General features: G+C 67.1%; 20 protein-coding genes and 1 pseudogene. 13 read left to right on the forward strand and 8 right to left on the reverse strand.

The features are described from left to right. Together GFK26_RS07585 and GFK26_RS07590 are read right to left on the reverse strand one after the other, a co-directional pair. Positions 1–793: pseudogene (locus tag GFK26_RS07585) on the reverse strand (Bug family tripartite tricarboxylate transporter substrate binding protein). 6 nt (positions 794–799) lie between these two features. Continuing rightward, positions 800–3,769 (reverse strand): DNA topoisomerase III, encoded by a 2,970-nt coding sequence (locus tag GFK26_RS07590; RefSeq protein WP_153281462.1) that lies wholly within the window; start codon positions 3,767–3,769, stop codon positions 800–802. Positions 3,770–3,854: 85 nt separating this feature from the next. On the opposite strand from GFK26_RS07590, the gene GFK26_RS07595 reads away from it, so the two are divergent. From GFK26_RS07595 to GFK26_RS07605, 3 genes are read left to right on the forward strand one after another with little or no spacing between them, the layout of a single operon-like run. Beyond that, complete coding sequence (locus tag GFK26_RS07595) at positions 3,855–4,514, forward strand: SET domain-containing protein (RefSeq protein ID WP_153281463.1); 660 nt, start codon at positions 3,855–3,857, stop codon at positions 4,512–4,514. Positions 4,515–4,516: 2 nt separating this feature from the next. Continuing rightward, the gene (locus tag GFK26_RS07600; RefSeq protein ID WP_153281464.1) at positions 4,517–5,329 is read left to right on the forward strand and encodes a biotin--[acetyl-CoA-carboxylase] ligase; all 813 of its coding nucleotides are present in this window, start codon (positions 4,517–4,519) and stop codon (positions 5,327–5,329) included. Positions 5,330–5,337: 8 nt separating this feature from the next. Further along, positions 5,338–5,526: a sporulation protein gene (locus GFK26_RS07605; protein WP_153281465.1), complete on the forward strand. Its 189-nt coding sequence runs from the start codon at positions 5,338–5,340 to the stop codon at positions 5,524–5,526. Between the two features lie 5 nt (positions 5,527–5,531). Here the strand turns inward: GFK26_RS07605 and GFK26_RS07610 are convergent, their stop codons facing one another. Together GFK26_RS07610 and GFK26_RS07615 are read right to left on the reverse strand one after the other, a co-directional pair. Further along, positions 5,532–6,269, reverse strand: a complete 738-nt coding sequence (locus GFK26_RS07610) for a HEAT repeat domain-containing protein (protein WP_153281466.1) — start codon at positions 6,267–6,269, stop codon at positions 5,532–5,534. After that, a complete protein-coding gene (locus tag GFK26_RS07615) occupies positions 6,266–7,708 on the reverse strand; it encodes a sensor histidine kinase (protein ID WP_153281467.1) in 1,443 nt (480 codons plus the stop codon). The genes GFK26_RS07610 and GFK26_RS07615 overlap by 4 nt, the downstream gene beginning before the upstream one ends. A gap of 142 nt (positions 7,709–7,850) precedes the next feature. Between GFK26_RS07615 and GFK26_RS07620 the strand changes: the two genes are divergently transcribed. Continuing rightward, entirely contained in the window at positions 7,851–8,810 is a 960-nt protein-coding gene (locus GFK26_RS07620) for a hypothetical protein (RefSeq protein WP_153281468.1), read from the forward strand. Positions 8,811–8,836: 26 nt separating this feature from the next. Here GFK26_RS07620 and GFK26_RS07625 read toward each other — a convergent pair whose 3' ends face one another. Continuing rightward, positions 8,837–9,511, reverse strand: coding sequence for a response regulator transcription factor (locus GFK26_RS07625; RefSeq protein ID WP_101490787.1), 675 nt, complete (start codon positions 9,509–9,511; stop codon positions 8,837–8,839). Positions 9,512–9,842: 331 nt separating this feature from the next. Beyond that, a complete protein-coding gene (locus GFK26_RS07630) occupies positions 9,843–10,328 on the reverse strand; it encodes a MarR family winged helix-turn-helix transcriptional regulator (protein WP_153281469.1) in 486 nt (161 codons plus the stop codon). A gap of 146 nt (positions 10,329–10,474) precedes the next feature. Between GFK26_RS07630 and recA the strand changes: the two genes are divergently transcribed. Genes recA through GFK26_RS07645 form a run of 3 tightly spaced genes read left to right on the forward strand, consistent with a single transcriptional unit; the run spans position 10,475 to position 12,526 of the window. Then, positions 10,475–11,587: a recombinase RecA gene (gene recA / locus GFK26_RS07635; protein WP_153281470.1), complete on the forward strand. Its 1,113-nt coding sequence runs from the start codon at positions 10,475–10,477 to the stop codon at positions 11,585–11,587. Between the two features lie 56 nt (positions 11,588–11,643). Next, the gene (gene recX / locus GFK26_RS07640; RefSeq protein ID WP_153281471.1) at positions 11,644–12,117 is read left to right on the forward strand and encodes a recombination regulator RecX; all 474 of its coding nucleotides are present in this window, start codon (positions 11,644–11,646) and stop codon (positions 12,115–12,117) included. Continuing rightward, positions 12,086–12,526: an SRPBCC family protein gene (locus GFK26_RS07645; RefSeq protein ID WP_153281472.1), complete on the forward strand. Its 441-nt coding sequence runs from the start codon at positions 12,086–12,088 to the stop codon at positions 12,524–12,526. Before recX ends, GFK26_RS07645 begins: the two co-directional genes overlap by 32 nt. Before the next feature lie 12 nt (positions 12,527–12,538). Here the strand turns inward: GFK26_RS07645 and yiaA are convergent, their stop codons facing one another. Next, a complete protein-coding gene (gene yiaA, locus GFK26_RS07650; RefSeq protein WP_153281473.1) occupies positions 12,539–12,979 on the reverse strand; it encodes an inner membrane protein YiaA in 441 nt (146 codons plus the stop codon). Positions 12,980–13,092: 113 nt separating this feature from the next. Between yiaA and GFK26_RS07655 the strand changes: the two genes are divergently transcribed. Both GFK26_RS07655 and GFK26_RS07660 read left to right on the forward strand, forming a co-directional pair. Further along, positions 13,093–13,827 (forward strand): hypothetical protein, encoded by a 735-nt coding sequence (locus tag GFK26_RS07655; protein ID WP_153281474.1) that lies wholly within the window; start codon positions 13,093–13,095, stop codon positions 13,825–13,827. Positions 13,828–13,960: 133 nt separating this feature from the next. Further along, positions 13,961–14,911 carry a bestrophin family protein gene (locus GFK26_RS07660; RefSeq protein WP_153281475.1) on the forward strand — a complete coding sequence of 317 codons (951 nt, stop codon included), beginning with the start codon at positions 13,961–13,963 and terminating at the stop codon, positions 14,909–14,911. An 83-nt stretch (positions 14,912–14,994) separates the two neighbouring features. On the opposite strand, the gene argC is transcribed toward GFK26_RS07660, so the two are convergent. Beyond that, positions 14,995–15,918 carry an N-acetyl-gamma-glutamyl-phosphate reductase gene (gene argC, locus GFK26_RS07665; RefSeq protein ID WP_153281476.1) on the reverse strand — a complete coding sequence of 308 codons (924 nt, stop codon included), beginning with the start codon at positions 15,916–15,918 and terminating at the stop codon, positions 14,995–14,997. Between the two features lie 207 nt (positions 15,919–16,125). Between argC and sucC the strand changes: the two genes are divergently transcribed. The 4 genes from sucC (at position 16,126) to GFK26_RS07685 (ending at position 19,835) form a co-directional block, all read left to right on the forward strand. After that, positions 16,126–17,292: an ADP-forming succinate--CoA ligase subunit beta gene (gene sucC / locus GFK26_RS07670; protein ID WP_153281477.1), complete on the forward strand. Its 1,167-nt coding sequence runs from the start codon at positions 16,126–16,128 to the stop codon at positions 17,290–17,292. 10 nt (positions 17,293–17,302) lie between these two features. Then, on the forward strand, positions 17,303–18,196 hold the full coding sequence (gene sucD, locus GFK26_RS07675) for a succinate--CoA ligase subunit alpha (RefSeq protein ID WP_101490797.1): 894 nt from the start codon (positions 17,303–17,305) through the stop codon (positions 18,194–18,196). Positions 18,197–18,312: 116 nt separating this feature from the next. Next, on the forward strand, positions 18,313–18,996 hold the full coding sequence (locus GFK26_RS07680) for a TerC family protein (RefSeq protein ID WP_153281478.1): 684 nt from the start codon (positions 18,313–18,315) through the stop codon (positions 18,994–18,996). Positions 18,997–19,025: 29 nt separating this feature from the next. Then, positions 19,026–19,835, forward strand: a complete 810-nt coding sequence (locus GFK26_RS07685; protein ID WP_153281479.1) for a Stp1/IreP family PP2C-type Ser/Thr phosphatase — start codon at positions 19,026–19,028, stop codon at positions 19,833–19,835. Positions 19,836–19,901 lie beyond the last annotated feature (66 nt).

Raw genomic sequence — 19,901 nt, forward strand, 5'->3', positions numbered from 1 at the left:
TTATTCGGGCTTCGCGCCCGACGCCTTCACCGCCGCACCCCAGAGCCCGATCTCGCTCGCCACGAAGCGGTCGAACTCGGCGCCGGTCGTCGGTGCCGGCTCGGAGCCCCGGTCGCGGATGAAGCGCGCCATCTGCTCGCTCTTCAGGATGTCGGTCACTTCGTGGTTCAGCCGCGCCACGATCTCGGGCGGCGTGCCGCGCGGTGCCATCAGGCCGAGCCAGCCCACGGCCTCGAAGTTCTTCGTGCCGGCCACGCCGGTCTCGCGCACCGCAGGCACGTCGGGCAACTGCGACGAGCGCGTGGCCGACGTCACTGCCAGCGGCACCGCCTTGCCCGACTTGATGTGCGGCAGCGCGGCCGTCACCGAGTCGACCATCAGCGGCACCTGGTTGCCCAGGAAGTCCGCCTGCGCCGGCCCGCTGCCGCGGTACGGAATGTGCGTGATGAACACATGCGCCGCCGACTTGAGCATCTCGCCCGACAGGTGCTGCGTGCCGCCGATGCCGGCGCTCGCGTAGCTCAGCTTGCCGGGCTCGGCCTTGGCGCGCGCCGTGAGGTCGGCCAGCGTGCGGATGCCGCTTTCGGGCGTGGCCAGGAACACCAGCGGCACCTTCGCGATCAGCGAGATGCCGACGAGGTCGCGGCGTGGGTCGGTCGGTGGCCTGTCCCGGTGGGAAAGGCACGACCAGCTTGACGGGCTTGTCAGGCCACGCGGCGGCCTGGGCCAGGCCCGCGCCGGTCAGCAGCATCGCTGCTGCAGCCAGCGCGGTGGCGAGGTGTCTGCGCTGCATGCGTCGTCAGGCCGCGTCGGGCGCCGAGAGGTGCTTGCCCACGATGCCCGCCAGTTCGAACATCGTCACCTGGTCCTTGCCGAACACCGGCTTCAACTTCGCGTCGGCGTTGATCGCACGCTTGTTGGTCGCATCCTGCAGGCCGTTGGCCTTGATGTAGTCCCACAGCTTCTTGATGACCTCGGTGCGCGCCACCGGTTCGGCGCCGATCACCGCGGCCAGCGAGTCGCTGGGCTTGAGGCCTGCGCCCGGCTTGCGCGGCTTGGCCGCCTTCTTCTCGGCCGGTGCCTTCTTGGCGGCGGGCGTCTTCTTCGCTGCGACCTTCTTGGCGGCCGCGGTTTTCGCGGCCGGCTTGCCGAAGGTCTTGCGCGGCGGGAACTTGCTGCCGCCTTCGCGCGGTGCGAATTCGAAGGTCACCTTGCCTTCCTCGGCATTCCAGGTCAGGAAGGCCTTGAAGGCGCGGCGCGTGCGCATCGACACGAACTTGTCGAGCAGGTCGGTCTTGCCGGTGGCGAGCAGCTTTTCCATCTGGTCGCGCTCGACCGGTTGCTGCAGGATGATCTTGCCGGTCTTGAAGGTGCAGCTCGGCGTCGGTTGCTCGTTCGTGGGCACCGATTTTTCGCAGACGTAGTTGCTGCCGTGATCGAACACCGGCGCGCCGCACACCGGGCACGGGCCCACGGTGTCTTGCTGGCTGAAGTCGACGATCTCGCCGCTTTCGGCGTTCTTGTCGTCGCCGAAGTCGAATTCGAGCTTCCAGTTCTTCGCTTCTTCCTCGTCGTACTTGAGGATGATCTCGGCCGTGAAGGGCCAGCCCGCCTTGGAGCGGAAGCCGTCGAGCGGGCCGATGTGCTTGTCGCGCACCAAGGCCTCGGCCTCGACCACCTCGAAGGTGCGTCCGGCCGGCGACTTGCCGAACGAGAAGCCGCAGGCGTCCTCGCCCGTGCCGCTCTTGCCGGTGCAGCCGTAGCGGCGGTAGTTTTCCTTCACCACGCCGCCGCAGTTCGGGCAGGGCGTGGCGAGCGTGGCGTAGTCGCCGGGCACGGTGTCGCGGTCGTACTCCTTGGCCTTCTTGACGATGTGTTCCGTCATCTCGGCGATCTCGCGCATGAAGGCGTCGCGGCTCAGCGCGCCCTTCTCCATCTGCGCGAGCTTGTACTCCCACTCGCCCGTGAGCTCGGCCTTGGAGAGTTCTTCCACGCCCAGGCCGCGCAGCAGCGTCATGAGCTGGAAGGCCTTGGCGGTCGGAATGAGTTCGCGGCCTTCGCGCAGCATGTACTTCTCGGCGATCAGCCCTTCGATGGTGGCCGCGCGCGTGGCTGGCGTGCCCAGGCCCTTCTCCTGCATGGCCTCGCGCAGCTCGTCGTCGTCGATGGTCTTGCCGGCGCCTTCCATGGCGCCCAGCAGCGTGGCTTCCGAATAGCGTGCGGGGGGGCGCGTCTTCAGGCCCTTGAGGTCGGCCGACTCGGTGTTGACGATTTCGCCCGGCTTCACCGGCACGAGGCGCTTGCCGTCCTTGTCGTCTTCCTTCTCGTCGTCCTGCGCTTCCTTGCCGTAGATGGCGAGCCAGCCCGGCTTCACCAGCACCTTGCCGTCGGTGCGGAAGGGGTACTTCTTGCCGCCCTGCTCCACCGTGCTGATGCGCGTGGTCACCTGGTGCTCGGCGCTCGGGAAGAACACCGACAGGAAGCGGCGCACCACGAAGTCGTACAGCTTCTGCTCGGCTTCGCTCAGGCCGCTCGGGGCCTGCAGCGTCGGGATGATGGCGAAGTGATCCGACACCTTGGCGTTGTCGAAGATGCGCTTGTTGGGCTTGACGTAGTTGCCGTCGACCGCCTGCTGCGCGAACGGCGCCAGGTGTTTCATGCCGCTGTTGGCGAGCATTTCCATGGTCTGCTTGACCACTGGCAGATAGTCTTCGGGCAGCGCGCGCGAATCGGTACGCGGGTAGGTCAGCGCCTTGTGGCGTTCGTACAGGCTCTGGGCCAGGGCGAGCGTGGTCTTGGCGCTGAAGCCGAAACGGCCGTTGGCCTCGCGCTGCAGCGAGGTCAGGTCGAACAGCGCGGGCGAGGCCTGCGTGGTGGGCTTGCTCTCTTCGGTGACCGTGGCGGGCTTGCCGCGCGAGGCGTCGGCGATGGCGCGGGCCTCTTGCTCGGACCACACGCGGTCGGCGCGCTGCTCGGCATCGGGCTCGCCGTTGGCCAGGAGCGGCGCGTTGGCCTTCTTCCAGTCGGGGTTGAACCACTTGCCCGGGTACTGGCCGGCCTCGGCCGCGAAGCTGCCGTGCACTTCCCAGTAGTTGCGCGAGACGAACTTGCGGATCTGCTCTTCGCGCTCCACCACCACCGACAGCGTCGGCGTCTGCACGCGGCCCACGGTCGTGAGGAAGAAGCCGCCGTCGCGCGAGTTGAACGCGGTCATGGCGCGCGTGCCGTTGATGCCCACCAGCCAGTCGGCTTCGGAGCGCGAGCGCGCGGCGTCGGCCAGACCTTGCATCTGCTTCTCGGTGCGCAGCTGGTCGAAGCCGTCGCGAATGGCTTGCGGCGTCATCGACTGCAGCCACAGCCGCTTCACCGGCTTGCCCAGCGGGCTCTTGCCGCCGGCGTACTGCTCGATGAGGCGGAAGATCAGTTCGCCCTCGCGGCCCGCGTCGCAGGCGTTGATGAGCTGCGTCACGTCCTTGCGCTTGGCCTGCTTGACCACGGCGTTCAGGCGCGTCTTCGTCTTGTCGACCGGCTTGAGGTCGAAGTGCGGCGGAATCACCGGCAGGTTGGCGAAGCTCCACTTGCCGCGCTTCACGTCGAATTCTTCCGGGGCCTGGATCTCGACCAGGTGGCCCACGGCACTGGTCACGACGTAGGTGTCGTTCTCGAAATGCTCGTCATGTTTGTCGAATTTGCCGGCCACCGGCGTGAGGGCCCGGACGATGTCCTGGGCCACCGACGGCTTTTCTGCGATTACCAAAGTTTTTGTCATCTGAGGGCTCTCTATACTCTGCGGCTTCCCGCGTGCACACGCGCGCACACGCATGTGTGCATATTCAACCTAACAGACTTCGGCGATGCCTTCCAAATCCCCACGCTCCAGCGGTCGTCGCATCCAGACGCGTCGCTCCACCGTCCACGGCAACGGCGTGTTCGCCGTGCAGGACCTGGCGGAAGGCGAAACGCTGATCGAATACAAGGGCCAGGTCATCAGCTGGAAGGAGGCGCTGCGCCGCCATCCGCACGACCCTGCGCAGCCCAACCACACCTTCTACTTCCACATCGACGACGGTCGTGTGATCGACGGCAATGTCGAAGGCAACGCCGCGCGCTGGATCAATCACTCGTGCGAGCCGAACTGCGAGGCCGACGAAGTCGATGGGCGCGTTTATATCAAGGCCCTGAGAAACATCGCCGCCGGTGAGGAACTCAACTACGACTACGGCCTGGTCATCGACGAGCCGTACACCGAGAAGCTGTTGTCCGAGTTCCCGTGCTGGTGCGGCTCCGCGCAGTGCCGCGGCACGCTGCTGACGCCCAAGGACGAGGACGAAGAAAAAGACAAGAAGAAAAAGAAGAAGGCCAAAAAGAAGGCCGAGAAGAAGGCCGAGGCCAAGGAAGCGAAGAAGGCTGAAAAGAAAGCCGAGAAGAAAAAAGCCGACAAGAAGGCCGACAAGAAAAAGGCCGACGGCAAGAAGAAGCCCAAGGACGACACCGCGTCCGCCGCCGGAGACTGACCATGGGCACGCCGGCCTCCGCCTGGTTCGAAGACCGGATCGCCGCGGCGGTCGCGCCGCTGCTGCCCGGCTTCGCGGTCGAGGCCGTGGCCGAGATCGATTCCACCAACACCGAGCTGATGCGCCGCGCGCGCGCCGGCCGCACCGACCCCGTGCTGCTCGTGGCCGAGCGCCAGACGGCCGGGCGCGGTCGCCTCGGCCGCCCCTGGCAGAGCGCGCAAGAACCCGAGGCGCCCGCCTCCCTCACGTTTTCGCTGGGCCTGCCGCTCGCACCGGCCGACTGGTCGGGCCTGTCGCTGGCCGTGGGCGTGACCGTGGCCGAAAGCCTCGACCCGACGGGCGTGCACCAGGTCGGCCTCAAGTGGCCCAACGACATCTGGGTGAACGACCGCAAGCTGGTCGGCATCCTCATCGAAACCGCCATGCCGCAGACGGCGCGCCCCGATGCGGCGCGCTACCTCGTGGTCGGCATCGGCATCAACATCGGCCCACGCGAAGGCGACGGCATGCGCACGCCGCCTGCCTGGCTGCGCCAGTGGCAGCCCGACGCCTCCGCGCCCGAGGTGCTGCAGGCGCTGGCCGAGCCGCTGGTGCGCAGCGTGCTCGCTTTCGAGGCGAACGGCTTCGGGCCCTTTGCCGAACGCTTTGCGGCGCGCGACGTGCTGCGCGGGCGCGAGGTGACGCTCAGCGACGGCACCGCCGGCCTGTGCGAAGGCGTGGCCTGGGGCGGCGAACTGCAGGTGCGCACCGACGCCGGCCTGCAACTCATCTCGAGCGACGAAGTGAGCGTGCGCCCGCGCGGCATGTCTTTCTGAGCGAAGGCATGAAGCTGCGCCTGGTCCTCATCGCCCTGCTCGCGGCCAACGCGGGCTACTGGCTGTGGACGCGCGGTGACCTGGCCGGTTTCGGGCTCGCCCCTGCGGCGCTCGACGAGCGCGAGCCGCAGCGCGTGGCGCGGCAGATCCACCCCGAGTGGTTGCAGATCCGCAAGGAAGCCAAGCCCGCGCCCTGACCGGGTCAGGCGGCCGCAGCAGCGCGCGCGAACATGCGCCGCGCCTTGGCCAGGGCGGCCTGCAGTTTTTCTTCCGACGGCGGCTCGTGCGAGCTCGAACTCAGGCCGAACTTCTTGCCCGCGATTTCCTGCACCGCGACCAGGATGCTGCCCAGCACGACCGGATCAGTCTCGGTGTCGAGCGCCTGCCGCAAGGGCTCGAGCGCCTTGGGCGCGGCGCTGCGGCGGCTCAACACGATCTGCATCAGCGCGCTCGCCGCCCATTGGCGGTTCGTGGCGACGGCATCGTGCGTGAGCAGCGGCACGACCTTGGCGATGTCGGTCGTGCCGCCGAGCCAGCCGATCACCCACAGCCCCTTGCAGCGCAGCTCGGCGTGCGGTGACGCGAGCGCGGCGCGCGCCAGGGCCGCAGTCTCTTTCAGCCGACGGCCCTTGCGGTACTTGAAGGCGCCGAGCATCTGCAGCACCGTGGCTTGCATGGCCGGGTCGGGCTCTTGGTCGAACTGCGTGAGCAGATGGTCTTCGGCCGCGTCGCCGCGCTCTCCGAACTTGCGGCAGAGCCAGTCGTAGAGCTCGCTGTCCATGCCGGTGTCGTGCAGCAGCGCGTAGTGGAAGGCGAGTGCTTCGGGCGATTGCAGCTCGAGCAGGTCGGCGCCGAAGTCGAACATGTCCGACACGTCGGTGTCGGTGCGGATCTCGGCGAAGCGCTGGCGCAGCGCGTCGAGCGTGGGGGGCGAACTCATTCGGAAGGGGCCTCCTCGAAGCGCACGGTAAAAAGCGCGCCCGGCGGATGCTTGCCGGGGTGCGCGTCTTCCAGTTTCACCTGTGCGCGGTGTTGGTTGGCGATCTCGCGCACGATCGGCAGGCCCAGCCCGGAGCCGTCGGCCTCGTTGCCGAGCACGCGGTAGAAGGGCTCGAACACCAGCTCGCGGTCGGCCTCGGCGATGCCGGGGCCGTTGTCCTCCACCTGCACCAGCTGCACGTGGCCGAAGGGGTCGGCCAGCACGCGGGCGGTGATCACGCCGGGGCGCTCGGGCGTCGAGGGCGTGTAGTTGAGCGCGTTGTCGACCAGGTTGCGCACCAGCTCTTTCAGCAGCGTCGGGTTGCCGTCGACCATCACGCCGGGCGCGCCGGCCTGGGCGCCGTCGTAGCCGAGGTCGATGCGCTTTTCGATGGCGCGCGGCACGGCCTCGCGCACCACCTCGATGGTCAGCCGCGCGAGGTCGCAGGGCTGGCAGTGCGTCATGGCGCTGGTGCCCTCGGCGCGTGCCAGCGACAGCAGCTGGTTCACGGTGTGCGTGGCGCGCACGCTGGCGCGTCCGATCTGCTTGAGCGACTGCTTCAGCTCGTCGGCATTGGCGCCCTCGCGCTGCGCCAGGTCGGCCTGCATGCGCAGGCCCGCGAGCGGCGTCTTGAGCTGGTGGGCGGCGTCGGCCAGGAAGCGCTTCTGCGTGAAGATGGAGTCGTTGAGCTTGTCGAGCAGCTCGTTCACCGACGACACCAGCGGCACCACCTCGAGCGGCACCGAGGATTCATCGAGCGGGCTCAGGTCGCCCGGGCGGCGCTCGCGGATGCGCGCCTCGACCACCGACAGCGGCTTGATGCCGCGCACCAGCGCCAGCCAGATCAGCAGCACCGCCAGCGGCAGGATCGCGAACTGCGGCAGCAGCACGCCCTTGATGATCTCGGTGGCGAGCACGGCCTGCTTCTCGCGCGTCTCGGCCAGTTGCAGCAGCGAGGGCGGCACGTCGTCGCTGCCGCTGGGAATCCACAGCGAGGCCACGCGCACCGGCTGGCCGTGCACCGTGCTGTTGTGCAGCAGGACCACGTTGGTGCCGGGCGGATCGTCCACGTTGGGCTGCGGCAGGTCGCGCTCGCCGTGCAGCAGCGTGCCGTGGCCGTCGAGCAGCTGGTAGTAGATGTGGCCCGCGTCGTCGGCACGCAGGATCTCGCGCGCCGACTGCGACAGCACGAAGTGCGTCTGCCCCTGCTTCACCGTGACCAGCTCGGCCAGCACCTTCACGTTGTGCTCCAGCGCGCGGTCGTAGGGCGCGTTGGCGATGCCCTGCGCCACCAGCCAGGTCACGCCGATGCTCACCGGCACGAGCAGCAGCAGCGGCGTGAGCATCCAGTCGAGGATTTCGCCGAACAGGGAGCGCTGGGCGCGCTGGAAGAGCTTCAAGGGAGTTCCTGGCAAGGCGAAAGAACGCTGGCGAGCGTGAACTAGTGCTGCGATTCGCAGCTGTGTCGTTTCATTGACGAGGTGTGACTGGTTGTAGCCTTGGCGTGCAGTTTCTGCAATTCAAAAACATCAGGGAGAAATCATGAAGCAAAAGACCGTGGGCGGCTGCCCCAAGCCGCTCTGGATCGCCGCGACCGTGTTGGCCGCCAGCGTCGGTGTGACCGCATGCGGCGGGGGTGGCGGAGGCGGTGGGGGTGGCATGCCGATGCTGCCGATGGGCGTCGTGCCCACGCCGGCACCCGCACCCGCGCCCTCTCCGGCTCCCGCGCCCGCACCGGCCGAGAACCGCGATGCGGTGCCGGGCTCCGAGCCGTCGCCCTCGCTGAGCGCGCCGCAGGCTGGTTCGACCGCCGCGGTGGGCAACGACAGCGAAGGCATCTACGCCGCGGGCGTGCGCGGGCTCGCCTTCGTCGGCGCCGATGGCTCGATTGCGCGCAGCTTCACGGTCGGCACGTTGTGGGGCTCGCTGAAGCTCACGGGGCTCGACTGGTCGTTCAACCCCGACACCGAGTTCTCTTTTCTCAGCGTCTCGCAGGCCACCGGCTCGGGCACCTTCGCGCCGAAGAAGACGATGAACGGCACCTACGCCTACGGCACCCGCGACCCGGCCGATTTCGGTCCCCTGACCTACACCATCGAGAACGCGTTGGCGGTGTCGCAGGCGAGCGTGGTCGGCACGTGGTCCAACAACGACAGCAGCCTCGGCGTGACCGTCCAGGTCGACGACAAGGGCGTGTTCACCGGCACCACGAGCGGCGCGGAAGTCGGCCAGTGCACGCTCTCGGGCACCGTCGCCCTGGCGCAGCCCGGCTCGGCCAAGAACATGTACGAGCTCAAGCTGAAGGCGGTGAATGCCGCGACGGCCAGCAAGGACGATTGCGAACTCACCCTTGCCACCGCCGGTTCCTACGTCGGACCGGCGGCCATCGGGCTGGTGCCGGCGGGCGTGTTCGAGAGCAACGGCTACTTCCGCAGCCTCATGTTCCTGATCCGTTCGAACACCGGCGCCACGCTGCTGGTCGGCCTGCGCAAGCAGCCCTGACGGCGTTCTGCGCGGGCCGGGCACGCTCAACCGGGAATCTTCTCGAGGCAGTAGCCCAGCCCGCGCACCGTCGCGATGCGTATCGGTCCTTTTTCGATCTTCTTGCGCAGGCGGTGGATGTAGACCTCGATGGCGTTGATGCTCACCTCTTCGCCCCATTCGCACAGCCGGTCCACCAGCTGGTCCTTGCTGACCAGCCGGCCGGCGCGCTGCAGCAGCACTTCGAGCAGGCCCAGTTCGCGCGCCGACAGCTCGATCATCTTGCCGTCGATGGTCGCCACCCGGCCGGCCTGGTCGTAGACCAGCGGGCCGTGGCGGATCGCGTTGCTGGTGGCGCCCATGCCGCGCCGCGTGAGGGCGCGCACGCGCGCTTCGAGTTCCTGCAGGCTGAAGGGCTTGGCCATGTAGTCGTCGGCGCCGTGGTCCAGGCCCTTCACGCGCTCTTCGACGCTGTCGGCCGCCGTGAGCACCAGCACCGGCAGCTGCGAACCGCGGGCACGCAGGCGCTTCAATATCTCGATGCCGTGCAGGCTGGGCAGCCCGAGGTCGAGGATCAGCAGGTCGAACTCGCTGTGCGTCATGAGCGCGGTGTCGGCCTGCGAGCCGTTGGCCACATGATCGACCGCCGCGCCCGAGGTGCGCAGGCTGCGCAGCAGGGCATCGGCCAGCACCTGGTCGTCTTCGGCAATCAGTATTCGCATGTGCGCCACCTCCGGCTCAGTCAGTGTCGGCGCCCCTCGGCGCTCGTTGTCCCATGGGCGAAGTCTAGGGCCTGTTCACGCGATTTGCGGCGTCGCGTTGGCCGGCAAAGGGGCTGGCTGCAAGGCGCCCGTGCGCAGCAAGGCTGAAGCCTTGCAAGCGCGGGCAACGCCGCAGACGGCCCCTTTGCCGGCCAACCCGAAGGGAAGGCCTGCCAGGGCGGGCCACTCGGCGTTGCGCTCCTTGCATGGGCATCTGCACATGCGGCGTCGCGCGCCTTGATTGGCCCGCCCTGGCAGGCCTTCGCGACGCCGCAAATCGCGTGAACAGGCCCTAACCCGCCGTATAGGCCTCGAGTCCGATGGTTACCACGGTGGCAATCTCGTCGCCCACGCTGGCGCGGAACTCGCGCTCGGCCTGCGTGACGGCGCGGCGGAAGGCGTCGAGCCAGGCCAGCCCGTCGGCCGTGAACAGCACACGCCGCGCGCGCGCATCGAGCGGGTCGGGCCCGCGCGTGACCAGCCCCCAGGCTTCGCACTGGTCGACCAGCGTGCCCATGGCCTGCTTGGTCATGCCGGCGCGTTCGGCCAGCTCGGTCAGGCGCGAGCCCTCGCGTGCCAGGTGCCGCGTGATGTGGATGTGCGCGGCGCTCACCTGCGCACGCGCCGCGAGGTTCGACAGCGCCAGCGGCACCTCGATGTCGTGCGCGATCAGCGCCAGCACGCGTTCGTCGAAACGGCGCATGGCGTGGCCCAGCAGGCGGCCCAGGTGGGTCTGCCGCCAGGCATCGGGATCGGTCGGAAAAGCGGCGTCGGACATGGCGCCGAATGGTAAGCCAAACTGACCATAAAGTGGGTTTGCAAACTGCAATGAGCCCCTACACTACTGTTCAAGCATCCAGCCTGTGGTTAAAAGCAGATGGATGAATCCCGACACAAACCGTTGATATTCAAGGAGATTTCCACATGGACGCAGTCGTCAAGGGCACAAGCATCTCGGTCGCCAACAGTGAAAAGGCCAAGGCCCTCCAGGCCGCACTGGCCCAGATCGAAAAGCAGTTCGGCAAGGGCACGATCATGCGGCTCGGCGAAGGCGAGGCGCTCGAAGACATCCAGGTGGTTTCCACCGGCTCGCTGGGCCTGGACATCGCCCTGGGCGTCGGCGGCCTGCCGCGCGGCCGCGTCGTTGAAATCTACGGCCCGGAATCCTCGGGCAAGACCACGCTCACGCTGCAGGTGATCGCCTCCATGCAGAAGCAGGCCGGCACCTGCGCCTTCGTCGACGCCGAGCACGCACTCGACGTCCAGTACGCCCAGAAGCTCGGCGTGAACCTGTCCGACCTGCTGATCAGCCAGCCCGACACCGGCGAGCAGGCGCTCGAAATCGTCGATTCGCTGGTGCGCTCGGGTGCCGTCGACCTGATCGTGGTCGACTCGGTGGCCGCGCTCACGCCCAAGGCTGAAATCGAAGGCGAAATGGGCGACTCGCTGCCCGGCCTGCAGGCCCGCCTGATGAGCCAGGCGCTGCGCAAGCTCACGGCCACGATCAAGAAGACCAACTGCATGGTCATCTTCATCAACCAGATCCGCATGAAGATCGGCGTGATGTTCGGCTCGCCCGAAACCACCACCGGCGGCAACGCGCTGAAGTTCTACGCCTCGGTGCGCCTGGACATCCGCCGCATCGGCACCATCAAGAAGGGTGACGAAGCCATCGGCAACGAAACCAAGGTGAAGGTGGTGAAGAACAAGGTGAGCCCGCCGTTCAAGACGGCGGAGTTCGACATCCTGTTCGGCGAAGGCATCAGCCGCGAGGGCGAGATCATCGACATGGGCGTCACGGCCAAGATCATCGACAAGTCGGGCGCCTGGTACGCCTACAACGGCGAGAAGATCGGCCAGGGCCGCGACAACGCCCGCGAGTTCCTGCGCGAGAACCCCGACCTGTCGCGCGAGATCGAGAACAAGGTGCGCGAGTCGCTGGGCATTCCGCTGCTCGCAGCCGACGCCGGCAGCGAACCCGAGAAGGCCGAGAAGCCCGCCAAGGCTTCGAAGGCCGACAAGGCGGCAGCGGAGTAAGTTCGACAAGGCGGCCTTCGCGTGTTGCGTGGGCCGCGTGAGCGACCCACACCCGCATGGCTTTCAGCGCCCCTTCCCTCAAAGGCCGCGCCCTGCGCCTCCTGAGCCAGCGCGAGCATTCGCGCGCGGAGCTGGAGCGCAAGCTGGCGAAGCACGAGGAAGAGCCCGGTACGCTGGCGAAGGCGCTCGACGAGCTGGCCGCCAAGGATTTCATCAGCGAGCCGCGCGTCGTGGCCTCGGTGCTGAACCAGCGCGCCGCCCGTTCGGGTGCCTTGCGCGTGAAGCAGGAACTGCAGGCCAAGGGCATCGCGCCCGAAGCCATCGCCGAGGCGGTGGCCGGTTTGCAGGAAACGGAAGTCGCGCGCGCCACGGCCCTGTGGCGCCGCCGCTTCGATGCGCCGCCGGGCGATGCCAAAGCGCGTGCGAAGCAGATGCGATTCCTGATGGCGCGCGGTTTCTCGGGCGCTGTCGTGTCCAAGGTGCTCAGGAGTGATTTCGATGACACAAGCGACGACAACCCCGACGAATGAAGGCGGCGCGCTCTCCCGCGTCATCACGCAGCGTGTGAACTGCGAATGGCGCGACGCCTATGCGCTCGCGTCCGACCCCAAGCGGCTGCCTGACTGGGCCAGCGGCCTTTCGAAAAGTGCGCTGGTGCCGCACGGCGACCACTGGGTCGTGCGCACGCCCGAAAGCGGCGAGGCCCGCATGCGCTTTGCGCCGCCCAATGAGTTCGGCGTGCTCGACCACTGGGTGGCGCCCGAAGGCGTGCCCGAGGTCTACCTGCCGTTTCGTGTGATCGGCGTGGCGCCGGGCGTGTGCGAGTTGCAGTTCACGCTGCTGCGCCAGCCGCACATGGACGACGCAGCCTTTGCGCGCGATGCCGACTGGATCGCGCGCGACCTGCAGGCCCTGCGCCGCCTGCTCGAGGCGGGCTGAGCCGGGTCTGGCTTACTCCGCGGCGGCGACTTCGTCGGCCAGCGGGTTCTCGGCCTTGTACGAGGCGATGTCGCGCACGTTCTTCTGCACCGCCACTGCGCCGAACAGGCTCAGCAGAAAGGCCATGGCGTAGAAACCTTTTTCGCTCGCGGCCAGCGAGGCGTTGAACAGGCCCACGGCCAGCAGGCCGACCGACAGCAGCAGCGAGACCCAGCACAGGCCGAAGTAGATGCCCGTGACCGAGATCCCCTCAAGCCGGTCGCGCACCGTCTTTTGCAGCGACACGGCAGAGAACAGGCCGTACATCAGGATGGTGAAGTAGTAGCCCTTCTCGTTGAGCTGCATCGCGGCATTCCACAGCCCGAGCAGGTAGACGATGGCACCGATGATCAGCGCGGCCCAGGAGGCGGCGACGAATGCAGCGGTCGGTTTCTGAAATCTGACGGTTCCCATGGCGATCCTCCTCGTTGTTGTGTGGCGCGATTATGGTGCGGGAAGGCGGTGGCATGATCGCCGGCGACCGGCCTCCCAGGAGGCGGCTTTCCAAAAAACCGGAGGAACCGTTCATGTCGTCACAACCCGCTCGTCCGCAGTCTCTCGTTCGCACCGGCGCCAAGGTCGGCTTCGCCTTCGCCGGCTCGGCCATCAAGGGCGCGCTGATCGGCCTGTTCCTCGGCGGCGGCGTGTTCTTCTATTACCTGAGCCAGCTGCAGGGGCCCGGCAACCCGGCCGCGCGGGCCGGCGGTGCGGGTGCCATCGTGGCCCTGATCACGTCGCCGCCGCTGCTGGTGGCCGTGCTGCTGGCGCTGTTCGTCGGCGTGTACTTTCTGCTCGGCGTGCAGCAGGGCCGCGCCCGCGCGATGCAGCATGTGGTCGTGGCGCGTGGCGAGGCCGTGTCGCAGCGGCTCGGCGACGCGATCGCGGGCCGCATCGAAGCCATGCCCCGCACCCACGGCGGGCTGCAGCGCGTGGCCGACTGGTTGTCGCCCGACGCCCTGTGCCAGCAGCTCGCGCCGATGCTCGGCGAAGGCCGCGCCGTGCGCACCGTGGTCGGCTTCGTGCTGGCCCGCCTGCCCCTGAGCGAGATGCTGGCCGAGTGGCAGCAGGAGCGTGCCGCGCACGGTGCAGCCGCACCGGCGACGGGCGAAGGCGCCGCGCAAGATCCCGCGCTGCGCGCGCTGCTCACGCGCCGCATCCACGAGGTGCTGCAGGACATGGCGACGCCTTCGCGCACGCCCTTCTTCATCGCGCTGGCCGTGCATGCGGTCCTGCTGGGCGTGGGGCTGTGGCTCGTGCGCTGAGCCCGACCGTCTTCGTTGGGCTTGGGGCGCGCAGCCGCCCTCGCGCTGACGCCTCGGCCACAATGAGCGCCCGCGCAGGCCTTGCGGCATGCGCGGCATCCATGCCCCCCTGTTCGCCCTCCGCCCTGCTTTCATGATCGTCCGGAAACGCCCGTCCGGGCTCAAGCTGTTCCTGTCCTGGCGGGGCTCCGTCCTGCCGCGCATCGCCGCGGCGCTCGCGCTCAACGTGATCGTGGCCATCGTCGTCACGGTGCTGCATGGGCGCTTCGGCTCGATCAAGATTCCGCTCGGCACCGTGCCCTTCGCGCTGCTCGGCTTGCCGCTGGCGATTTTCCTGGGCTTTCGCAACACCGCGGCCTACGACCGTTTCTGGGAAGCGCGCAAGCTCTGGGGCGAGGTGATCCTGCGTTCGCGCAACCTGGCGCGCCAATGCCAGAGCCTCATCGACGGCGATACGCCGGTGAATGCTGGCGCCGACACCGTCCGTCGCCTGGACGATCTGCGCGTGTGCATGACCTTGCGCGCCGCGGCTTTTGCCCATGCGCTGCGCCATCAGTTGCGCGGCACCGACGCCGCCGCCGACACCCGGCCCTTCCTGCGCGAAGCGGAATGGCAGGGCCTGACGCAGGTCGCCAACCGGCCGCATGCGCTGCTGATGCACATGGGCGCCGACCTGCGCGAAGCGCTGCGCGCGCGACGCATCGACCCGGCGCTGGCGGCGGGCGTCGACGGCACGCTGTCGGCGCTGAGCGCGGCGGCCGCGTCGTGCGAGCGCATCCTCAGCACGCCCATTCCCTTTTCGTACACGCTGCTGCTGCACCGCACGGCGTACCTCTACTGCTACCTGCTGCCCTTCGGGCTGGTGGACTCCGTCGGATTCATGACGCCGGTGGTGGTGCTGATCGTGGCCTACACCTTCTTCGGCCTGGACGCGCTCGGCGACGAGATCGAGGAGCCCTTCGGCACCGAGTCGAACGACCTGCCGCTTGAGGCGCTGTGCCGCACGCTCGAGATCGACCTGTGCCAGTCGGTGGGCGCTCCGGCGCCGGCGCCGATGGTGCCGGTCGATTACTTCCTGCGCTGACGTCCGCCCCAGGGGCCCGACGGAAAGCAAAAAGGCCGGTCCTTGCGGGCCGGCCTTTCTTGTCTGTCAGCGGTTGAAGTGGCTCAGAGACCGAGCATCAGCTTGAGGTTCTGCACCGCAGCGCCGCTGGCGCCCTTGCCCAGGTTGTCCAGGCGCGCGATCACCACGGCGTGGCGGTGGTCCTCGTTCGGGAACACGCGGATCTCGAGCTGGTTGGTGTCGTTGAGCGCCAGCGCGTCGAGCTTGCCGTCGTCGGTCGGTGGCAGCACCTTCACGAACTGCTCGGGCGTGTTGCTCTTGGCGTAGTGGGCGGCCAGGGCTTCTTGCAGGTCGCCAGCCTTGGGCTTGCCGGGCAGCAGGTCGAGGTGCAGCGGCAGCTGCACCAGCATGCCCTGCTTGAAATTGCCCACCGACGGAATGAAGACCGGGCGGCGCGTGAGGCCGGTGTAGGTCATGATTTCGGGGATGTGCTTGTGCTTCAGGCCCAGCGCGTAGGTCTCGAACAGCGGCGCCTTGCCGGCTTCGTAGTCCTCGATCATGGTCCGGCCGCCGCCCGAATAGCCGCTCACCGAAGGCAGCGACACCGGGAAGTCAGCCGGCAGCAGGCCCGCATCGACCAGCGGGCGCACCATGGCGATCGCGCCGGTGGCGTAGCAGCCGGGGTTGCCGACGCGGTCGGCCTGGGCCACCGCCTGCCAGTGGCCCGCAACGAGTTCGGGGAAGCCGAAGACCCAGCCCGGCGCGATGCGGTGGGCGGTCGAGGCGTCGATGATCTTGGGCTTTTGGCCCGGGAGCTGGTCGATCAGCGCGACCGACTCGCGCGCCGCGTCGTCGTGCAGGCACAGCACCACGAGGTCGACGCCGGCCATGAGCTCGCGCTTGGCGGCCACGTCCTTGCGCAGCTCGGGCGCGATGCTCACAAGTTCGATGTGCGGCATCGTCTGCAGCCGCTCGCGAATTTGCAGGCCGGTGGTGCCGGCTTCGCCGTCGATGAAAACCTTGGCCATATCGGAGTATGCGTAGAGTGGCTAGAAGAAAGTACGTATTGACCGCAACCGCACATCAAGTATTGGTGCGGCGCACCATGATACAGTCCGCGGTTGTTCGCCGCCCCCAGCCGTCAGGCTGCCGTCGCCCGCGAACAACAGAGCAGAAACAACAGTCTCACTCCCGATCTCCCGTTCTCAACCTCCTCCTTCCGAGAGACATCCCTCATGAAGATTCACGAGTACCAAGGCAAGGAAATCCTTGCCAAGTTCGGCGTGCCGGTGCCGCGCGGCATTCCGGCCTATACGGTTCAGGAGGCGGTCGAGGCCGCCCAGAAGCTTGGAGGCCCGGTCTGGGTCGTCAAGGCCCAGATTCACGCGGGTGGCCGCGGCAAGGGCGGCGGCGTCAAGGTCGCCAAGTCGATCGAAGACGTCAAGAAGCTGGCTGGCGAGATCCTCGGCATGCAGCTCAAGACGCACCAGACCGGCCCTGAAGGCCAGAAGGTCCGCCGCCTCTACATCGAAGACGGCGCCGACATCAACAAGGAATACTACATTTCGGCCGTGACCGACCGCGCGACGCAAAAGATCGCGTTCATCGCGTCGAGCGAAGGCGGCATGGACATCGAGGAAGTGGCCCATTCCACCCCCGAAAAGATCATCACGGTCTACGCCGACCCCAAGGACGGCCTGACCGACGCGCAAGCCAAGGAAATCGCCGACGGCATCGGCATGCCGGCCGATTCGACCGCGCAGACGGTCGACATCCTGAAGAAGCTCTACACCTGCTACATGGAGACGGACGCCTCGCTGGTCGAGATCAACCCGCTCAACCGTGACAGCAAGGGCAACGTCGTCGCACTGGACGCCAAGTTCAACTTCGACAGCAACGCGCTGTTCCGCCACCCCGAAATCGTGGCCCTGCGCGACCTGGACGAAGAAGACGCGGCCGAAGTCGAAGCCTCGAAGTTCGACCTCGCCTACATCTCGCTGGATGGCAACATCGGCTGCCTGGTGAACGGTGCCGGCCTGGCCATGGCCACCATGGACACCATCAAGCTGTTCGGCGGCGAGCCGGCCAACTTCCTGGACGTGGGCGGCGGTGCCACCCCCGAGAAGGTCACGGAAGCCTTCAAGATCATGCTGAAGAACAAGAATGTGGAAGCGATCTTGGTCAACATCTTCGGCGGCATCATGAAGTGCGACACCATCGCCACCGGCGTGATCGCAGCCTGCAAGGCCGTGAACCTGCAAGTGCCGCTGGTCGTGCGCATGAAGGGCACCAACGAAGTCGAAGGCAAGAAGCTGCTGGCCGAGTCGGGCCTGCCGATCATCAGCGCCGACACCATGGCGGACGCGGCCCAGAAGGTCGTCGCAGCAGTGAAAAAGGCCTAAGGAAAAAGTCATGTCGATCTACATCAACAAAGACACCAAAGTCATCACGCAAGGCATCACCGGCAAGACCGGTCAGTTCCACACCGAGAAGTGCCAGGAATACGCGAACGGCAAGAACGCCTTCGTGGCCGGCGTGAACCCGAAGAAGGCCGGCGAGTCGATCTTCAACATCCCGATCTTCGGTTCGGTGAAGGAAGCCGCCACGCAGACCGGCGCCACCGTGTCGGTGATCTACGTGCCGCCGGCAGGCGCCGCAGCCGCCATCTGGGAAGCCGTCGAAGCCGACCTGGACATGGCGATCTGCATCACCGAAGGCATCCCGGTTCGGGACATGCTCGAAGTGCGCAACCGCATGAAGGCCAAGGAAGCGGCCGGTGGCAAGAAGACCTTGCTGCTGGGCCCGAACTGCCCCGGCCTGATCACGCCCGACGAAATCAAGATCGGCATCATGCCCGGCCACATCCACCGCAAGGGCCGCATCGGCGTGGTCTCGCGCTCGGGCACGCTGACGTACGAAGCCGTGGCTCAACTGACGGAAATCGGCCTGGGCCAATCGTCGGCAGTCGGCATCGGCGGCGACCCGATCAACGGCCTGAAGCACATCGACGTGATGCAAGCCTTCAACGACGATCCCGAAACCGACGCCGTCATCATGATCGGTGAAATCGGCGGCCCCGACGAAGCTGACGCAGCCCGCTGGTGCAAGGACAACATGAAGAAGCCGGTCGTCGGTTTCATCGCCGGTGTCACCGCCCCTCCCGGCAAGCGCATGGGCCACGCCGGCGCGCTGATCTCGGGCGGTGCCGACACGGCCGAAGCCAAGCTCGCCATCATGGAAGAGTGCGGCTTCACCGTGACGCGCAACTTCTCGGAGCTGGCAAAGCTGCTCAAGGGCAAGCTCTAAAAAGCACTCGTACCGCAGGCGGCATTCCCGCCGCTCGCATTACCACGCAGAAATGAAAAAGCGCCCGCATTGAGTTGCGGGCGCTTTTTTAACTACAACACAGTGGAATCAGAGACATGGAACTTCTTCAAAGCACGGACTTCTGGATCGGCCTGATCAAGATCGTCTGGATCAACATCATCCTGTCGGGCGACAACGCCGTCGTGATTGCCATGGCGGCGCGATCGCTGCCGCCCGCGCAACAGAAAAAAGCCGTGCTGTTCGGCTCGGGCGCGGCCGTGGTGCTGCGCATCGTGCTGACGGTGGTGGCGGCCAAGCTGCTGGCGCTGCCTTACCTGCAGATCATCGGCGGCCTGCTGCTGCTGTGGATCGGCCTGCAGCTCTTGAGCGAGGAAGATGACGGCGAAGGCGAGTCCAAGGAGTACGGCAGCATGTTCGTGGCCGTCCGGACCATCCTGCTGGCCGACCTGGTGATGAGCCTGGACAACGTGATCGCCGTGGCGGCCGCCGCGCAAGGCAGCATGGTGCTGCTGGTGTTGGGTTTGGCCATCAGCATCCCCTTGGTGATTTTCGGCAGCACGCTCATGATCAAGCTCATGGAACGCTTCCCGATCATCGTCATGCTGGGCGCCGCGCTGATCGGCTGGGTCGGCGGCGAGACCATCGTGAGCGACGTGTCGCTGCACGACATGCTGGCAGCCAACCCCTGGATGCACTACGCGGGCGCAATCGCCGGCGTGGTGATCGTCGTGGCCCTGGGCCGCTTTCTGCAACGGCGCGCACGCGCTGCTGCGCACTGAACTTCAAAAAAAGCGAGCGCTGACAAACGATGGCAGGTGTTGGCGTTTCCCTTTTCTCCAGTCGACCGGCCCTGAGCTGGGAGTTTGCGGCACTGACCGATGTCGGGCGCCTGCGCGCCCACAACGAAGACGCGGTGCATGTCGATCCCGCCCTCGGCCTGGCGCTGCTGGCCGACGGCATGGGCGGCTACAAGGGCGGCGAGGTGGCCAGTGCCATGGCCATTTCGCTGATGCACGCGAGCTTCGGCCGCTGGTTCGCCCAGGCCGGCATGCAGGCGCCCGCCCGCGTGGTCCGGCGTGCGCTGCAGGCGGCCACCGACGAGGCCAACGGCGCCATCCTCCAGGCCGGCATCACCCACGAAGAGCTGCGGGGCATGGGCACGACCCTGGTGCTGGCGGCGTTTCGTCCGCAGCGCGTGGTGGTCGGCCACATCGGCGATTCGCGCTGCTACCGCCTGCGCAACAACAAGCTGGAGCAGCTCACGCGCGACCATTCGCTGCGCCAGCAGCAGCTCGACGCCGGGGCCATTACCCCGGAAGAGGCCCTGAACTCCCCCACCCGCAACCTCGTGACGCGCGCTGTGGGGGTGGAAGCCCAGGTCTTGCTGGAGATGCACGAGCACAGCGCCAGGCCGGGCGACCTGTACATGCTGTGCTCCGACGGACTCAGCGAGATGGTGCCGGATGCGCAGCTTTTCACGCTTTTGACTCGCGATCTCGGCCTCAAGGAGATGGCTTCACTTTTGGTTGCAATTTCAAACGACAATGGCGGACGGGATAACATTTCAGTTGTTCTGGCCAAGGCGGGCGTTAGCGAAGCGACCCGCGGGGCCATGTAGCAGCCAACCCAGGCGGCGGACCGTTTGCGCCGCCTGAGGGTGCTGGATCTTTGCAAACGGGGAGTA

It is taken from the genome of Variovorax paradoxus (assembly GCF_009498455.1).
Taxonomy (GTDB): domain Bacteria; phylum Pseudomonadota; class Gammaproteobacteria; order Burkholderiales; family Burkholderiaceae_C; genus Variovorax; species Variovorax paradoxus_H.

What these genes read in the sequence shown, in the direction of transcription:
- GFK26_RS07605 (WP_153281465.1), top strand. Translation starts at nt 5,338, where the DNA reads ATGAAGCTGCGCCTGGTCCTCATCGCCCTGCTCGCGGCCAACGCGGGC.
- GFK26_RS07600 (WP_153281464.1), top strand. Translation starts at nt 4,517, where the DNA reads ATGGGCACGCCGGCCTCCGCCTGGTTCGAAGACCGGATCGCCGCGGCG.
- GFK26_RS07590 (WP_153281462.1), bottom strand. Translation starts at nt 3,769, where the DNA reads ATGACAAAAACTTTGGTAATCGCAGAAAAGCCGTCGGTGGCCCAGGAC.
- GFK26_RS07680 (WP_153281478.1), top strand. Translation starts at nt 18,313, where the DNA reads ATGGAACTTCTTCAAAGCACGGACTTCTGGATCGGCCTGATCAAGATC.
- recA (WP_153281470.1), top strand. Translation starts at nt 10,475, where the DNA reads ATGGACGCAGTCGTCAAGGGCACAAGCATCTCGGTCGCCAACAGTGAA.
- GFK26_RS07625 (WP_101490787.1), bottom strand. Translation starts at nt 9,511, where the DNA reads ATGCGAATACTGATTGCCGAAGACGACCAGGTGCTGGCCGATGCCCTG.
- recX (WP_153281471.1), top strand. Translation starts at nt 11,644, where the DNA reads ATGGCTTTCAGCGCCCCTTCCCTCAAAGGCCGCGCCCTGCGCCTCCTG.
- argC (WP_153281476.1), bottom strand. Translation starts at nt 15,918, where the DNA reads ATGGCCAAGGTTTTCATCGACGGCGAAGCCGGCACCACCGGCCTGCAA.
- sucD (WP_101490797.1), top strand. Translation starts at nt 17,303, where the DNA reads ATGTCGATCTACATCAACAAAGACACCAAAGTCATCACGCAAGGCATC.
- GFK26_RS07630 (WP_153281469.1), bottom strand. Translation starts at nt 10,328, where the DNA reads ATGTCCGACGCCGCTTTTCCGACCGATCCCGATGCCTGGCGGCAGACC.
- GFK26_RS07595 (WP_153281463.1), top strand. Translation starts at nt 3,855, where the DNA reads ATGCCTTCCAAATCCCCACGCTCCAGCGGTCGTCGCATCCAGACGCGT.
- GFK26_RS07645 (WP_153281472.1), top strand. Translation starts at nt 12,086, where the DNA reads ATGACACAAGCGACGACAACCCCGACGAATGAAGGCGGCGCGCTCTCC.
- GFK26_RS07620 (WP_153281468.1), top strand. Translation starts at nt 7,851, where the DNA reads ATGAAGCAAAAGACCGTGGGCGGCTGCCCCAAGCCGCTCTGGATCGCC.
- GFK26_RS07685 (WP_153281479.1), top strand. Translation starts at nt 19,026, where the DNA reads ATGGCAGGTGTTGGCGTTTCCCTTTTCTCCAGTCGACCGGCCCTGAGC.
- yiaA (WP_153281473.1), bottom strand. Translation starts at nt 12,979, where the DNA reads ATGGGAACCGTCAGATTTCAGAAACCGACCGCTGCATTCGTCGCCGCC.
- GFK26_RS07660 (WP_153281475.1), top strand. Translation starts at nt 13,961, where the DNA reads ATGATCGTCCGGAAACGCCCGTCCGGGCTCAAGCTGTTCCTGTCCTGG.
- GFK26_RS07655 (WP_153281474.1), top strand. Translation starts at nt 13,093, where the DNA reads ATGTCGTCACAACCCGCTCGTCCGCAGTCTCTCGTTCGCACCGGCGCC.
- sucC (WP_153281477.1), top strand. Translation starts at nt 16,126, where the DNA reads ATGAAGATTCACGAGTACCAAGGCAAGGAAATCCTTGCCAAGTTCGGC.
- GFK26_RS07610 (WP_153281466.1), bottom strand. Translation starts at nt 6,269, where the DNA reads ATGAGTTCGCCCCCCACGCTCGACGCGCTGCGCCAGCGCTTCGCCGAG.